Source organism: Streptomyces sp. NBC_00433 (genome assembly GCA_036015235.1).
In the GTDB taxonomy this organism is placed as follows: domain Bacteria; phylum Actinomycetota; class Actinomycetes; order Streptomycetales; family Streptomycetaceae; genus Actinacidiphila.
The window spans coordinates 5,864,901-5,879,248 of the sequence record CP107926.1 but is presented as its reverse complement, the minus strand read 5'-3'; the positions used below and the strand labels follow the sequence as shown (position 1 = coordinate 5,879,248).

Sequence of the window (14,348 nt, the reverse complement as noted above, 5' to 3'; positions counted from 1 at the left end):
CACGCATCGGACACAACTCCGTGCGGACGCTCCGTGATCGGACGGCGCGGACGGGTCGCGGCGGCCGCTCAGGCGCTCAACGGCTGGGCGGCGTCGTCGGTGGCCGCGGCCAGGTCGGGGAAGACCTCGAACAGCCGGCGCACCCCGAGCGCGGCGAGCACCCGGTTGACGTGCGCGCCGTCGCCGGCGGCCGCGCCCTCCTCGGGCAGCACGATCCGCAGCCGTCCGGCGCAGGACCGCATCAGCCGGCGGGCGCCGATCAGCACACCCACCCCGCTGGAGTCGCAGAAGCGCACATCGGCCAGGTCGAGCACCACGCTGCGGCGCCCCTCGGCGACCGCGTCATGGACCTTCTGCCTCACCGCGGGCGACGAGATGAGGTCCATCTCGCCCGCGACCGTCACCACCGCCCAGCCGTCTTGCTCGGCCCGGGTCACCAGCACGGGACCGCACCTCGCCTCGCTGTCGGGTTCAGGATCATCATCACAACGACCCTATGCCCGTTCCCAGCCGTAACTCTGCAATCTTCCGGTCACACCCCAATAACAGACCGCCAGAACCGATCACATGAGGGGCCAGGTTGGTGCAAAGGGGCGCATGCCCCAGCGGGTGGCGGGTACGGTCGAAGACAGCGACCACCTGGCCGGTGAGGCGGCCGAGGAGCGAGGGGGCGGCAGATGGCGACACCCGCACTGCCGCGCTGGGACCGCAAGATGCAGCAGCGGCTCGCGCGCGGCGAGGAGGCCGCCCTCGGCGAACTCTACGACCGCTACGCCTCGCTCGTGCACAACCTGGCCCACCGGGTCCTCGACGACGACGGGGCGGCCGACCTGATCACCCGCGAGGTCTTCGGCTACATCTGGGAGAATCCGGACGACTACGACCCCAAGCACGGCTCGCTGCGGTCCTGGATCGCCGCGCTCACCCAGAGCCAGGCGGTGCACCGGCTGCGGCAGTACGAGAGCCGTGGGCGCTCCACGCCCGGCGAGGTCGAGGCCAGGGTCCGCGAGGCCAACACCGCGGCCCGCGCCGACTTCATCGTCACGTCGATGCCCGCGCCGCTGCGCGACGCGCTCGAACTGGCCTACCGCAGACGCCTGGACTACCGCGACGCGGCCGCCGGCCTCGGGGTGAGCGCCGACGAGTCGCGCCGCCGGCTGCGGCTCGGCCTGCAACTGCTGTCCACGGCGATGGACCCGGCCGACCGCCAGGAAGTCCGCCCGCTGGAGCGGGGCGACGCGCCCGACCCGTTCGACGCCCGCGGCCAGGGCCGCCGGGGCCGGCCGTGAGCGGCCCCGCCCACCGCAACGGTGACGGCCCGCCGGGTGAGGGTGACGGCACTCCCCGGGTGCCGAACCAGCGCGACCAGTCCGGCAGTCCGCTCCCGGTCCCCGAGCCCGGCGCGTCGGGCGTACCGCTGCCCGCTGTGCCCACCCCGGTGCCGGAAGCGCCGCAGCCCCGGCTGCCGCTGTACGACCACGCCACATTGAAGGCGCTGCTCGGCGCCTGGGCGCTTGCGGTGTGCTCGCGCGACGAGTCGCTGGCCGTCGAGGTGCACCTCACCGACTGCGCCGCGTGCGCCGACGAGGCGCTGCGGCTGCGCGACGCGGTGGGCCTGCTGCACCGCGAGGAGAGCCTCGACCTCGACCCGCTGCTGCGGGCCCGGGTGCTCGAAGGGTGCCTGGGCCGCCGCCCGCCCCGTATCCCGGTGCCGGACTGGGCGGGGCCTTACGACGCGGAGGCCGCCCGGCTGGACGCGCTGCTGCGCGACCTCGGCGAGAGCTACTGGCAGGAGCAGGTCGAACTGCGGTGGTACGACGGCGCCCCGGTGAGCAGGAAGGTCACCATCGGCCAGGTCATCGCCCATCTCACCACGGTGGACGGCCTGGTCGCGGTCGCCCTCGACCTGCCGGACGCGGAGGGCGGGGCGGGGCTGGACCTGCCGCTCGACCCGGTGCGGCGCACCGAGGCGCTGTGGGCGGCGCGGCGTGACGGCGCAGGCAAGGACGGGGACCCGGGCTCAGGCTCGGCAATTGGCGCGGAATTCCGCGACGTGTGGCGCGGGCAGAGCCACAACCTGCTGCGTACGGTGTCCTTCGCGGGTGGCGGTGCCGCCGGAGTCGGCGTCGACTACGGGTCGTTCAGGCTGCCGCTGCAGGACGCCTTCGTGGACCGCGCTTTCGAGTGCTGGATCCACGCGTGGGACATTGCCGAGGCCGTGGCATATCCCTACGGGCCGCCCGCGCCGCGCAATCTGAACCGGATGATCGACCTGGCGGCCAGGATGCTGCCCGCCGCGATCGCCGACCGGCGCAGGGGCGGGCTCGCCGACTCCGCCGGGCGGCTCGCGGACGCGGGGGCGCCGGGGCGTTCGCTGCTGCTGGAGATCGAGGGCGCGGGCGGCGGCAAGTGGTATCTGCCGCTCGACTCGCCGGGCGCGGTCGCCTCGAAGGAGCACGCGGTGGCCCATGTGGCGCTGGACGGCGTGGAATTCTGCCAGCTGGCCGCGGGCCATCTGGAGCCGGAGCGGATCGCCTTCGGCCAGCAGGGCGACCGTGACGTGATCAGGGACGTGCTCTACGCCACGGCGTCGCTGTCCCGCCTCTGAGCGGCCTCGGACCGGTCACCGAAGCCGAAGGGCCGGGTCGGGCCGGGCCACCGGACCGCCAGGCTCAGGCGAAGACGACCGTACGGCGGCCGTTGAGCAGCACCCGGTGCTCGCTGTGCCACTTCACCGCGCGGGCCAGCGCCTGGCACTCCACGTCGCGCCCGATGGCGACCAGGTGCTCGGGGGTGACCTCGTGGCCGACCCGCTCGACCTCCTGCTCGATGATCGGCCCCTCGTCGAGGTCGGCCGTCACGTAGTGCGCGGTCGCGCCGATCAGCTTCACGCCCCGGTCGTGCGCCTGGTGGTAGGGCTTGGCGCCCTTGAAGCTCGGCAGGAAGGAGTGGTGGATGTTGATGATCCTCCCCGACAGCTCCCGGCACAGGTTGTCGGACAGCACCTGCATGTAGCGGGCGAGCACCACCAGCTCCACGCCTTCGGCGCGCACCAGGTCGAGCACCTGCGCCTCGGCCTCGGCCTTGGTGTCGCGGGTGACCGGGATGTGGTGGAAGGGGACGCCGTACGAGCCGACCAGCTCGCGGAAGTCGGTGTGGTTGGACACCACCGCGGCGATCTCCACCGGCAGCGCGCCGATGCTGGTGCGGAAGAGCAGGTCGTTGAGGCAGTGCCCGAACTTGCTGACCATGAGCACGATGCGCATGCGCTCGGCGGACGGGTGGATCCGCCAGTCCATGTGGTAGGCGTCGGCGATCGCCGCGAAGCTGGCACGCAGCTTGTCCACGTCGACGGGGGGCTCGGCGGCGAAGTGCACCCGCATGAAGAACAGCCCGGTGTCGCGGTCGCCGAACTGCTGGCTGTCCACGATGTTGCAGCCGGTCATGAAGAGGTAACTCGACACCGCGTGCACGATGCCCTGCTTGTCGGGGCAGGACAGGGTCAGGACGTACTGCGGTTCGACGGGCGGCTGCGACGGCTGTTCGTTCACCCCGTCAGCCTCGCACACGCGCCTGTGCGCGTGCCGCGGTGTCCGTCACGCGGAACGCGTGTAGATCGCCAGCACCTCCAGCGAGCGCGGCGGGCTGTCGGGGTCCTCGCCGTCCGCGCCGGCCATCAGGACGTGCGCCTCGCGCGCGGCGTGGACCGCGTCCGGCCAGCCGGGGTGCTCGAGATACGCCGAGGCCGGCGCGTCCGCCCCCACCTGGTGCAGGATCTTCAGCACCCGCAGCACCGCGACGTCGACCAGCGCCGCCTCCTGCGCGTCGCGGAATATGGTGCCGACGTATTTGTCCGCCGACCAGTTGTCGAGCCAGGTGTCCTCGACAAGGCGGTAGACGGCGTCCGTGACGTCGCCGTAGCCCGCGCGCCCGGTCTGCCAGACCTCGCGCTGGAAGACGGGGTCACTGATCATGTGGAGCGCCGAGCGCACATTGCTGCGCCAGCGCCACCACGGCATGTCGTTGAGGGGCATGCCTCCCATCGTGGAGGAGACACGGCCGCGACGGGAAGACTTCTCCGAACCTTGCACGACGGACAATCGTACGCAATCGAACGTCGGCACCTGTAATTCACCTGAAAGTGACCGCCCGTTCCCTTGCGGTCACCCCCACGTTGGGCACGGACCGGAATCTTCCGTACCTATGACTGATCGGCGCACGTGCAAGGCTCGCCAGGCTGTCGTCCCACTGCTGGCCGCAGGTGCGCTGCTCAGTGGCTGTGGTGTGATCCCGGGGAGCGCGGGCGGCTCCCGGGGGCCCATCGTGGTGATGACGTGGGCACCGGAGAACACCAGGGCGACCAATATGCCGGGAATGCTCGCCATGGCGCAGGCCTTCGAGCACTACGTCAACGACTCCGGCGGGCTGGGCGGCCGCAAGCTCAAGGTGCTGACCTGCAACGAGCGCAACGACTCGGTCGCGGTGTCGCAGTGCGCCCAGCAGGCCGCCGACGCGCACGCGGTCGCCGTCGTGGGCTCGTACAGCCAGCAGGGCGGCTCCTTCACCACGGCGCTGGAATCAAACAACATCGCCTATGTCGGCGGTTACGGCATCACGCAGGACGAATTCCAGAGCCCGCTGTCGTACCCGGTCAACGGCGGGCTGCCCGCGCTTCTCGCGGGCAGCGGCTCGCAGTTGTCGCGGATGTGCAAGAAGGTGGCGCTGGTGCGGCCGGACACCATCACGGGCGACCAGTTCCCGATCTTCCTCGACCAGGGCCTCTCGGCCGGCGGCCGCACCCCCGCCCGCGACCTGCCCGCCAAGGACGACGCCTCGGACTACACCGACGTGGCACAGCGGGCGATCGGCGACAACAAGTCGACCAGTTGCGTGTCCGCGGTGCTCGGCGACCACACCAGCACCTTCTTCGACTCGCTGCGCAGGCTCGGGAACAAGCCGCCGAGGGTCAGGCTGTCCTCGGTGATAGGCAGCGTCCAGCAGTCCCTTGTGGACGCCACCGGCGGCCCGCACAGCCCGCTGGAGAACGCCGTGGTCACCGACTGGTATCCGCCGGCGTCCGACCCCAAGTGGGACGAGATGAAGGCGGTCGTCAACAAGTACGCCTTCTCCGACGACCGTATCGACGTGGCCGACCCCGGGGTGCAGACCACGTGGATCGCCTACACCGTCTTCGCGAAGGTGATCAGGTCGATGAAGGAGGGCGCGGAGATCGACGCCGACTCCGTGCAGAAGGCGCTCGACCACACCACCAAGCTGTCCACCGGCGGGCTCACCCCCGACCTCGGCTGGACCGACACCGACCTGCTCGACATCCCCGACCACGCCAGGCTCGTCGACTCCAAGGTCACCTACCAGGTGGTCAAGAACGGCAAGCTGGTGCAGGAGGGGTCGGACTTCGTGGACGTGGCGGCGACGCTGAAGACGGCTTCGAGCATCGGCTGACGCGACGGCCGGCTGGGGTGGCCCCGGCTGAGACGGCCGGCGTACATGGCCATGGGAAAGGGCCAGGGCCTGGTGCCCTGGCCCTTTCCCATGGCCATGCGGTGCGGGTACGTGCCTGCCGGCCCGAAGGCTCAGAGCTGGCTGTACTGCCGCTGGGTGAGGCCGTACTTGGAAGCGATGGCATTCCACAGCTTCACCGCGGCCTTCTTCTGACTGGTGGCCGTGATGCTCTGGTTGTTGGCCGCCTGCGCCTCCGGGGTGTTGCGGGCGTGGCCGCTCTTGCAGACCTTGCCACCGCCCGCGGCCTGGTCGGCCCATGCCGCGTAGTGGCCGTCGGCGGCGGCGGACGCCTGCCAGGCCTTGGTGAGCGCCGTGGTCAATTCCGCGTGGTTGGGCAGCTTGTCGACGGCGAGGCCGCTGAGCTGGGTGACCAGGCCGGTCCGCTGGGTCGCGGCGGCCCGCAGGTCGGCGGCGGCACCAGGCAGGTTCTTGCAGCCCCTGATCGACTCGACCGCGTTGACCACCGAACTGCGGCTGGCGCCGCTGGTCTTAAGCAGCGCGTCCAGCGCCTTGGCCTGCGCCTCGGCGTCGCCGCCCGCCGCGGCCGCGGGGCTGTCGGAGGCGGAACCGGTCGCCGTGCCGGAGGCGGTCGCGCTCGGCTTGCCGGCGTCGGTGTCGGACTTGCCGCCGCCGTTCATCAGCGCGCCGACCACCAGGCCGGCCACCACGCAGCCGGCCACGACTATCCCGATCAGCACTTTGGGCGACATCCGGCGGCGGTCGTCGCCGTCGTCGTAGCCGTTCTGGTCGTAGCCGGGCTCCCACGGCGGCCTGCCGTACGCCTGCTGCTGCGCCTGCTGCTGGGCGGAGGGCGGCTGGATGATGCGCTGGCGCAGCGGCTCGGGTCCGGGGACGTCGGTCCTGAACAGGTGGTCGTAGTCGCTGTCGTGCTGCGGGCCGGGCTGCTGCCCCTGCTGGTCGTAGCCGCCCTGCGCCGCGAACTGCTGCTGGCCGCCGTACGACTGCGGATCGGCGTAGTTCTGCTGGCCGGCGTATTGCTGCGGCTCGGCATATTGCTGGGCGCCGGGGAAGTCCTGCCCGGCGTAGCCCTGCGGCGGCTGCTGCTGCTGTTGCTGTTGCTGCTGACCGTAGGCGTCGTAGGGCTGCTGGTCCTGCTCGTGGAAGATCGACAGCGGCAGCGCCTGGGTGGCCTCTGCGGGAGCGGGCTCCGGCGGGACGGTGCCCGGGTACGGGGGCAGCATCTGGGTCGCGTCGGCGACCGGCACGGCGGGCTGCGGCGGGACCGGGGGTACGGGTGCGGGTCCGGCGCCCGGATACGGCGGCAGCATCTGGGTGGCGTCCGCGGGCTCGACGGCCTGCGGCGGGTAGGGCGGCGGCGCCTGCGGAGGTACGGGCGGCTGGCCGGGGTGCTGTGGCTGCTCGCCCCAGGGGGTGCCGCCTGCCGGCTGGACGTGGTCGTCGTAGGTCGCGGGCTGCTGCTGCCCGGCCGGGAGGACGACGCCCCGGTACGGTTCGGGCGTTTCCTCGCCGCGTCCGTTGCTGTGCATCGCCGTTGACTCCCGCCTTCACCCAGTGTCGGACGTCTGCACACGCTACCGGGTGAACGGGGAGAGGGGCCACGAACCCGAACGAGTGAGCGCCCGGACGCCTCGTTGACGTGGGGCCGGCGGCGCCGCGGAAGGCGGCGCCGCCGGGTTTCTCCAGCAATTTGCGGCGTTCCACTCGAACGGTGTCGGTAGGGTAACGATTCGGTCTGTAGTTGCCTGTTGACCGTTTACGCGGCGTCCTGCGCCTCGATGCGGGCGCCGAACTCCCGTACCGACGGCTCGTGCGAGAACGGGTCGAGGCGGCGGCGGAAGTCCTCCAGGTATTCCGCGCCGCGGTCCGAGCGCAGCCCCGACAGCAGCGCGACGGCCTGGGTGCCGGTGTGGCAGGCCTGCTCGATCTCGCGCTGCTGCACCTGGGCGTCGGCGAGCAGCAGCATGTCGATCGCCCGGCGCCGGGCGCGGTTGGCGGGGTGCGCAGCGAGCGCCTCCTCCGCGCGCCGGGCGGCGGGCACGGCCTGGCCCAGGTCCCGGTGACAGTGCGCCAGTTCGTCGGCGAGATAGGCGTGGTCGAAGTGCGCGATCCAGGGCGGGTCCTGGTCGGGCTCGGAGCGCTCCATGGCCTCGACGGCGAGCCCGGCGACGGTGGCGAAGGTGCGGGCGTCACCGAGCAGCGCGTGGCCGCGCGCCTCTGCCGCGTAGAACATCGCCTCGGCCGTGTGCCCGACCTGGCCCCTGGCGCCTTCCTGTGCGGCGCGGGCGAGTTGGGCGATCTCCCGGGGATTGCCGAGCGCGGCCGCCAGATGGCTCATGCTCGCGGCCAGGATGTAGCCGCCGTAACCGCGGTCGCCCGCCGCCTGGGCGAGCCGCAGTGCCTGGATGTAGTAGCGCTGCGCCAGGCCGGGCTGGCCGGTGTCCACCGCCATGTACCCCGCCAGTTCGGTGAGCCGGGCGACCGCGGAGAACAACTCGCGTCCCACCGACTCGCGGTAACTGCCCGCCAGCAGGCCCGACACCACGCTGTTCAGGTAGTGCACGACGACCGGTCTGACATGCCCGCTGCCGAACCTGTGGTCCAGGTCCGTGAGCGCCTGGGTGGTGGCCTTGACCGCCTCGACGTCGGAAGCGCCCACCCTGGCACCGCCGTTGCGCGCCACCCCCTGGTCGGGGCGGGTGATCAGCCAGTCCCTGCTCGGCTCGACAAGGGCCGAGGCCGCGACCGTCGAACCGGTCAGGAAGTCGCGCCTGCCGACGTCGCTGCGCCACAGCTCGCATACCTGCTCGATCGCGCCCAGCACGGTCGGCGCGAAATGCAGGCCGATGCCGGTGGCCAGGTTCTTGCCGTCGGCCATGCCGATCTCGTCTATCGACACCGCGCGGCCGAGCTTGCGCCCCAGCGCCTCGGCCACGATGCCGGGCGCCCGGCCCCGCGGCTGCTGGCCGCGCAGCCAGCGGGCCACCGACGTCTTGTCGTAGCGCAGGTCGAGCCCGTGCTCCGCCCCGCACATGTTGACCCTGCGGGCGAGCCCGGCATTGGAGCAGCCGGCCTCCTGGATCAGCGACTGGAGCCGCTCGTTCGGCTGCCGCGCCACAAGTGGTCGTGCGGCCATGGTGTCCCCCTCGTCCTCGTCAACCCCGTCCTGGTGACTGACGTCGTTACGGCCCTGCGTCCAACGGCTCTGCGTCTCAGGGCTCTTCGCCTTGCGGCCCTGCGTCTTTCAGGTCTTACAGCCTTGTGCCTCACGGCTCTTCGTCCACGGCCCTGCGGCGGCCGCGGCTGGGCGGCAGTGCGGCCGTACCGGTGGTGCGGCTCCCTGTGCGGATGCTTCCCACCCTTCGGGCGGAAAATGCCCCGCTTTGCCGGTGTCCCACCGGAGCCGCCCGGCGGGCCGCCCTCCACTGACTACCCCCACGGGACGCCCGCTGCCCGTACGCGCCCCCGGCAGTGCATCCGTGCGCCCGCCATGAGCCGCGACATCACCCCGTAACACCCCACCACGGCGGCAGTTGTGCAGCGCGCGGAAGACAGCACCGGAGTCCCGGGCCAGTTCACGGGTCAGCTCCTCGACGCGGCGGTCCGCCACGCGGAGGAACGGCACTGGGACGAGCTGCCGGGAGTCTGGCTGGAGGCCGATGCCTCCGGTGCGCCCCGCTGCTCCTGCGGGTCCGCCGGCTGTGCCGCGCCCGGCGCACACCCCGCCCGGCCGGACTGGACGGCCCGCGGCGGCACCGCCCCCGCGGTGCGCCGGATGTGGCAGAAGCAGCCGGAGTCGTCGGGTCCTGCTGCCCACCGGGCCCACCTTCGACGCCGTCGACGTCTCCGAGGACGCCGGCTGCCTGGCGCCGGCCAGGACGGAGCGGATGAACCTGCCGCTCGGCCCGGTGCTCGGCGCCGCGGGGCGCCGCCTGCGCTTCTTCGTCCTGCCGGGTGCGGGCGCGAAGATCCCCGAGATGCTGCGCCGCCTCGGCTGGCTGCCCGAGTCGCTGGACCTGGCGGTGCTCGGCGAGGGCCGCTGGGTCGTCGCGCCGCCGGCCAGGACCCTGCCGGGCGGCTGCGCCCAGTGGGCCCGCCGCCCGGCCCCCGCCAACCGCCGGCTGCCGGACGCGGAGGAGCTGCTGGGCCCGCTGGCGTACGCGTGCGGCCGGGAGGCGGCCGCGGCCCGCGCCGGCTGACCCGCCCGTCGTCACCGACCGTGCTTCCCGCCACCGATCCGTCACTGTCAGTGGCCCCCCTTAGGGTGGCATCACGCGTGGGACCAGCGCGGGTACGGACACGGGGAGGGGTGCGGCGACATGGCACAGGAGTCGGAAAGCACACCGGCACGGGCGGATCGAGGGGTGCCCCTGCCGTATTACGGGGCGGCCGGTGGCACCGGGCAGGCGCAGGGGGGCGCGGCGGCCGAAGGGCCCGTCCCCGCGGTGCGGGTGCGCGGGCTGTGGAAGCGCTTCGGCGAGCAGGCGGCCGTCGCGGGCATCGAGCTGGACCTGCCCGCGGGCCGTTTCATCGGCCTGGTGGGGCCGAACGGCGCGGGAAAGACCACCACGCTGTCCATGGTCACCGGCCTGCTGCGGCCCGACGACGGGCTGGTGCAGGTCAACGGGCACGATGTGTGGTCCGACCCGGTCTCGGTGAAGTCCAGGATCGGCGTGCTCCCCGAGGGCCTGCGGCTGTTCGAGCGGCTCTCCGGGCGGGAGCTGCTCGCCTACACCGGCCGCCTGCGCGGCCTGCCGGGCGAGGAGGTCGACAAGCGCACCGCCCAGCTCCTCGACGTGCTGGACCTGACGGCCGCAAGGCACAAGCTGGTGGTCGACTACTCGACCGGCATGCGCAAGAAGATCGGCCTGGCCGCCGCGCTGCTGCACAATCCCGAAGTGCTCTTCCTCGACGAGCCGTTCGAGGGTGTCGACCCGGTGTCCGCGCAGGTCATCCGCGGTGTGCTGGAGCGCTATACGGCCGGCGGCGGCACCGTCGTCTTCTCCTCGCACGTGATGGAGCTGGTGGAGAGCCTGTGCGACTGGGTCGCCGTGATGGCCGCGGGGCGCATCGTGGCACACGGCCCGATCGCCGAGGTGCGCGGTGCCGCGCCCACCCTGCAGGACGCCTTCCTGTCCCTGGTCGGCGCCGATCGGCGCACCGCCCAGGACCTGGACTGGCTGGGCGGTGGTTCCCGATGACCATTGCCACGCCGCCACCCGCGACCGCGGCCATCTCCGCGCCCGCCGCCGCGGCCCCCTCCGTCACCGGCGTCTTCGTCCGGCTCAAGCTGTCCCTGATGCGCAACGGGCTGCGCCAGTCCCGCGGGCGCACCGTCGGCTGGTGCGTCGGCGTCGGGCTGGCGATGCTCTACGCGCTGGCGAACGGCGCCGGCATGATCGCGCTGCGCCACAACCACTACGCGCCCGCGGTCTCCGTCACCGTCGCGGTGGTGCTGGCCATCGGCTGGGCGGTGATGCCGCTGTTCTTCTTCGGCGGCGACGACACCCTCGACCCGACCCGGCTGGCGATGCTGCCGCTGCGGCCGCGGCCGCTGCTCACCGCGCTGCTCGCCTCGTCGCTGATCGGCGTGGGGCCGCTGTTCACCCTGCTGCTCGGGGCCGGCGCGGTCACCTCGGTCGCGGACGGCACGGCGGCGGTGGTCGTGGCTGTCCTCGCCGTCGCCCTGCTCCTGGTCTTCTGCGTCACCCTCTCCCGCGCCATAGCCGCGGCCAACACCCGGCTGCTGACCAGCCGCAAGGGCCGCGACCTGGCCCTGCTCAGCGGTGTCTTCGTCGCGGTCGGCGCCCAGCTGGTCAACCTGGGGCTCAGCTCTCTGTCGGGCACCGACGGGCTGCACAGGGCCACGTCCGCGGCGTCCGTGGTGCGCTGGATCCCGCCTGCCACCGCCGTCGACGCGGTCCGCTCCGCCGGCCGGGGCGCGTACGGCCTCGCGGCGGTGCAGCTCGCCGTGACCGCCGTCGCCGTCGTCCTGCTGCTGCGCTGGTGGCACCGCAGCCTCTACCGGCTGATGGTGTCGCCCGACGCGTCCACGATCGCCGCCGCGCCCGAGCAGTCCACGGCGCGCGACAGCGCCGAGGGCCGCTCCCGGCTGCGCCTGCGGCTGCCCTCGGGCCGTGTCGGCACGGTGATGCAGCGGCAGTTCTGCTACATGTGGCGCGACCCGCGCGCCAAGGCCGCGCTCGCCACCGGGCTCGCGGTCGGCCTGCTGCTGCCGCTGGTCGCGGTGGTCCAGCACGGCAGCGTCTACCAGTGCCTGTGGGCCGCCGGGCTGCTCGGCATACAGATGTACAACCAGTTCGGCCTCGACGGCTCGGCCTTCTGGACCGTCATGACCACGATCGCCGACCGCCGCGACGCGGAACTCGAACTGCGCGGCCGCGCGCTGGCGATCGCCCTGATCGCCGTCCCCTACGTCACGGTGGTGACCACCGGCGCGGCCGTGTTCCTCGGCCAGGTCGACGCGCTGGCCGAGACGCTCGGCCTGTCCTTCGCCTTCGTCGGCGCCCTCGTCGCGACCGGCGGCTTCGCCAGCGTGCGGTACCCGTACGCGGTGCCGCGCGACAACCCCTTCTCCAATGCCGCGCCCGGCCAGAGCGGCCTGGTCATGATCAACGTCGTCGGCGGCACGCTCACCGGGACGGCGCTGTGCCTCCCGGTGCTCGGCCCGGTCATCGCCCTCCACCTCACCGGCCACCACGCACTCCTCTGGCTCGCCCTCCCCCTCGGCGCCATGTACGGCGCCGTCCTGGCCGCGCTCTCCCTGCGCCTCGTCGCGCCGCGGCTCCTCGACCGGCTGCCCGAAATCCTGGCCACGGTCCGGGGTTAGGGCCGGGGCGCCGGAGGTGCCAGGGGTCCAGGGGTGCGCTCTTCAGCGGCGGCGGGAGACGGACGTGGCGAGGGCCAGGAGCGGGAGGGCGGCGCCGAAGGCCGTCACGAGAGGCCAGCCGCCGAGGTGGTAGGCGGCGGACCCCGCCTGGGAGCCCACCGCCCCGCCGATGAAGAAGGTGGCCATGAAGGCGCTGTTCAGCCGCGCCCTGGCGCCGCCGTCGAGCTGGTAGACCACGTGCTGCCCGAGGATCAGCGTGGTCTGGACGGCCATGTCCAGCAGCACCGCGGCCGCGCCGAGCGCCAGCACACTGTGCCGCCCCACCACCGCCACGCCGAAGGCGAGCGCCGCGGCGACGAAGGCGGCAGCCGTCATCGGCCGGACCAGGCCGCGGTCCGCCCACCGACCGGCCGACGGTGCGATCAGCGCGCCGCCCGCGCCCGCGAGGGCGAAGAGCCCGACCTGCCACTGCTCGTAGTGGAAGGGCGCCGCGGTGAGGACGAAGGAGATCGTCGTCCAGAAGACGCTGAAGGCCCCGAACATCGCGGCCTGGTAGAACGCCCGGCGGCGCAGCGCGGGATGGACCTTGAGCAGCCGGACCGTGGAGCGCAGCAGCGCCCCGTAACGCAGCGCGGCAGCCGGCGGCCGCGGCGGCAGGGCCCGGCGCAGCACCAGCGTCAGTACGGTCATCAGCGCGGCGGAGCCGAGGTAGACCACCCGCCAGCTCGTCGCTCCCGCGACCACGCTGCCGACGGTGCGGGACAGCAGGATGCCGGTGAGCAGCCCGCTCATCACCTGCCCGACGACCCGCCCGCGGCTCGCGTCGGGCGCGAGGTCCGCGGCGAAGGGCACGAGTATCTGGGCGACGGTGAGCGTGCACCCCATGATCAGCGAGGCGACCAGCAGCACCGCGAAGTCCGGCGCCACCCCGGCGAGGACGAGCGCGCCGACGGTGAGGGAGAGCAGCAGGGTGGCGAGCCGCCGCTTCTCGGTGACGTCACCGAGCGGCACGAGCAGCAGCAGGCCGAGCGCGTACCCCAGCTGCGTGGCCGTGACCAGGCTGCCCGCGACGACCGCGCCGATGTGGAAGGACGGCCGCAGTTCGCTGAGCAGCGGCTGGGCGTAGTAGAGGTTGGCGACGGTCAGGCCGCACGAGACGGCGAGCAGGACCACGAGCCGCCGCGGCGGGCCCTCCTGCGACGGCTGCCGCTTCGGCGGTACGGCCACGCCGGCCGCGAGGCCGTTGGGCTGGGACATCGACACACCTCATCGCGCGAAGGCCGACTCGTCACTCACGGGAACCGGTTAAACCGGTGCGATGACCGTACCAGTCAAACCGGTTCCGGCGTTAGGCTGGGCCGCATGATGGACACCACCGCTCCGCCGCGCTTCCGGCAGGGCTCGGGCCGGCTGTGCCTGGACTTCCTGCGGACCCTGCGCTATCGCGGAACTCCCGCCGTCACCGAGGAGTTGGCCGACGCCGCGGCGCTCGTGGCGTGGGTACGGCAGTGCGGCCCGGCGGTCGAAGGCCCGCGCTCAGCCCCCGACGTGCTCGCCGCACGGGCGCTGCGCGAGGCCGTGTACGCGGTCATCACCGCGGCCATCGCCCCCGGCGGCCCCGCCCTGCCCGCCACCGCGGCCAGGACCCGGCTCAACCGGGCCGCGTCCGCGGAGGTGCCCGTGCCGTACCTCACCGCCCAGGGCGAACTGCGGCGACGCGCGGACGACCCCGTGAGGGCCGTGCTCGCGCTCGTCGCCCGCGACGCCCTCGAACTGGCGTCCTCCCCCGCGCTCCTCCCCCGCCTGCACTCCTGCGCCTCACCGGACTGCGGCGCCCTCTTCCTCGATCACTCCCGTCCCGGCTCGCGGCGGTGGTGCTCGATGGACGTCTGCGGCAACCGAGCCAAGAAGTCCGCTCTGCGCGCGCGGACTTGAGACGCTCGCTTCCCCTGCGGGTGTGCTGCTACGTCCCCACCTGCGGCCCGGTGGGGCCGGG

At 72.9% G+C, this 14,348-nt stretch carries 13 protein-coding genes; 7 read left to right on the top strand and 6 right to left on the bottom strand.

Annotated features, from left to right (window positions below; all coding sequences use genetic code 11):
- Window positions 1-68 precede the first annotated feature (68 nt).
- Entirely contained in the window at window positions 69-437 is a 369-nt protein-coding gene (locus OG900_25165; protein ID WUH95910.1) for an STAS domain-containing protein, read from the bottom strand.
- Between the two features lie 240 nt (window positions 438-677).
- On the opposite strand from OG900_25165, the gene OG900_25160 reads away from it, so the two are divergent.
- Complete coding sequence (locus OG900_25160; protein ID WUH93082.1) at window positions 678-1,289, top strand: RNA polymerase subunit sigma-70; 612 nt, start codon at window positions 678-680, stop codon at window positions 1,287-1,289.
- Window positions 1,286-2,608: an MDMPI N domain containing protein gene (locus tag OG900_25155; GenBank protein WUH93081.1), complete on the top strand. Its 1,323-nt coding sequence runs from the start codon at window positions 1,286-1,288 to the stop codon at window positions 2,606-2,608. Before OG900_25160 ends, OG900_25155 begins: the two co-directional genes overlap by 4 nt.
- Window positions 2,609-2,672: 64 nt before the next feature.
- On the opposite strand, the gene purU is transcribed toward OG900_25155, so the two are convergent.
- Entirely contained in the window at window positions 2,673-3,551 is an 879-nt protein-coding gene (purU, locus tag OG900_25150) for a formyltetrahydrofolate deformylase (protein ID WUH93080.1), read from the bottom strand.
- A gap of 45 nt (window positions 3,552-3,596) precedes the next feature.
- Window positions 3,597-4,043 (bottom strand): hypothetical protein, encoded by a 447-nt coding sequence (locus OG900_25145; protein WUH93079.1) that lies wholly within the window; start codon window positions 4,041-4,043, stop codon window positions 3,597-3,599.
- 286 nt (window positions 4,044-4,329) lie between these two features.
- Here OG900_25145 and OG900_25140 point away from each other — a divergent pair, with 286 nt between their 5' ends.
- Window positions 4,330-5,463 carry an ABC transporter substrate-binding protein gene (locus OG900_25140; protein WUH93078.1) on the top strand — a complete coding sequence of 378 codons (1,134 nt, stop codon included), beginning with the start codon at window positions 4,330-4,332 and terminating at the stop codon, window positions 5,461-5,463.
- A 131-nt stretch (window positions 5,464-5,594) separates the two neighbouring features.
- Here the strand turns inward: OG900_25140 and OG900_25135 are convergent, their stop codons facing one another.
- Both OG900_25135 and OG900_25130 read right to left on the bottom strand, forming a co-directional pair.
- The gene (locus OG900_25135) at window positions 5,595-7,031 is read right to left on the bottom strand and encodes a hypothetical protein (GenBank protein ID WUH93077.1); all 1,437 of its coding nucleotides are present in this window, start codon (window positions 7,029-7,031) and stop codon (window positions 5,595-5,597) included.
- Window positions 7,032-7,258: 227 nt separating this feature from the next.
- The gene (locus tag OG900_25130; protein WUH93076.1) at window positions 7,259-8,638 is read right to left on the bottom strand and encodes a transcriptional regulator; all 1,380 of its coding nucleotides are present in this window, start codon (window positions 8,636-8,638) and stop codon (window positions 7,259-7,261) included.
- Between the two features lie 523 nt (window positions 8,639-9,161).
- On the opposite strand from OG900_25130, the gene OG900_25125 reads away from it, so the two are divergent.
- From OG900_25125 to OG900_25115, 3 genes are all read left to right on the top strand, one after another.
- Window positions 9,162-9,701 carry a bifunctional DNA primase/polymerase gene (locus OG900_25125; GenBank protein WUH93075.1) on the top strand — a complete coding sequence of 180 codons (540 nt, stop codon included), beginning with the start codon at window positions 9,162-9,164 and terminating at the stop codon, window positions 9,699-9,701.
- A gap of 120 nt (window positions 9,702-9,821) precedes the next feature.
- Window positions 9,822-10,703 (top strand): ABC transporter ATP-binding protein, encoded by an 882-nt coding sequence (locus OG900_25120; protein ID WUH93074.1) that lies wholly within the window; start codon window positions 9,822-9,824, stop codon window positions 10,701-10,703.
- Window positions 10,700-12,352: a transporter gene (locus OG900_25115; protein ID WUH93073.1), complete on the top strand. Its 1,653-nt coding sequence runs from the start codon at window positions 10,700-10,702 to the stop codon at window positions 12,350-12,352. Before OG900_25120 ends, OG900_25115 begins: the two co-directional genes overlap by 4 nt.
- A gap of 42 nt (window positions 12,353-12,394) precedes the next feature.
- On the opposite strand, the gene OG900_25110 is transcribed toward OG900_25115, so the two are convergent.
- On the bottom strand, window positions 12,395-13,609 hold the full coding sequence (locus OG900_25110) for an MFS transporter (GenBank protein WUH93072.1): 1,215 nt from the start codon (window positions 13,607-13,609) through the stop codon (window positions 12,395-12,397).
- Between the two features lie 105 nt (window positions 13,610-13,714).
- Here OG900_25110 and OG900_25105 point away from each other — a divergent pair, with 105 nt between their 5' ends.
- Window positions 13,715-14,287 (top strand): CGNR zinc finger domain-containing protein, encoded by a 573-nt coding sequence (locus OG900_25105; GenBank protein WUH93071.1) that lies wholly within the window; start codon window positions 13,715-13,717, stop codon window positions 14,285-14,287.
- Window positions 14,288-14,348: the final 61 nt, after the last annotated feature.

Coding starts and splice junctions, on each gene's coding strand:
- OG900_25115 (WUH93073.1), top strand. CDS start 10,700: ATGACCATTGCCACGCCGCCACCCGCGACCGCGGCCATCTCCGCGCCC.
- OG900_25120 (WUH93074.1), top strand. CDS start 9,822: ATGGCACAGGAGTCGGAAAGCACACCGGCACGGGCGGATCGAGGGGTG.
- OG900_25160 (WUH93082.1), top strand. CDS start 678: ATGGCGACACCCGCACTGCCGCGCTGGGACCGCAAGATGCAGCAGCGG.
- OG900_25135 (WUH93077.1), bottom strand. CDS start 7,031: ATGCACAGCAACGGACGCGGCGAGGAAACGCCCGAACCGTACCGGGGC.
- OG900_25130 (WUH93076.1), bottom strand. CDS start 8,638: ATGGCCGCACGACCACTTGTGGCGCGGCAGCCGAACGAGCGGCTCCAG.
- OG900_25145 (WUH93079.1), bottom strand. CDS start 4,043: ATGGGAGGCATGCCCCTCAACGACATGCCGTGGTGGCGCTGGCGCAGC.
- OG900_25125 (WUH93075.1), top strand. CDS start 9,162: ATGCCTCCGGTGCGCCCCGCTGCTCCTGCGGGTCCGCCGGCTGTGCCG.
- OG900_25105 (WUH93071.1), top strand. CDS start 13,715: ATGATGGACACCACCGCTCCGCCGCGCTTCCGGCAGGGCTCGGGCCGG.
- OG900_25140 (WUH93078.1), top strand. CDS start 4,330: ATGACGTGGGCACCGGAGAACACCAGGGCGACCAATATGCCGGGAATG.
- OG900_25110 (WUH93072.1), bottom strand. CDS start 13,609: ATGTCCCAGCCCAACGGCCTCGCGGCCGGCGTGGCCGTACCGCCGAAG.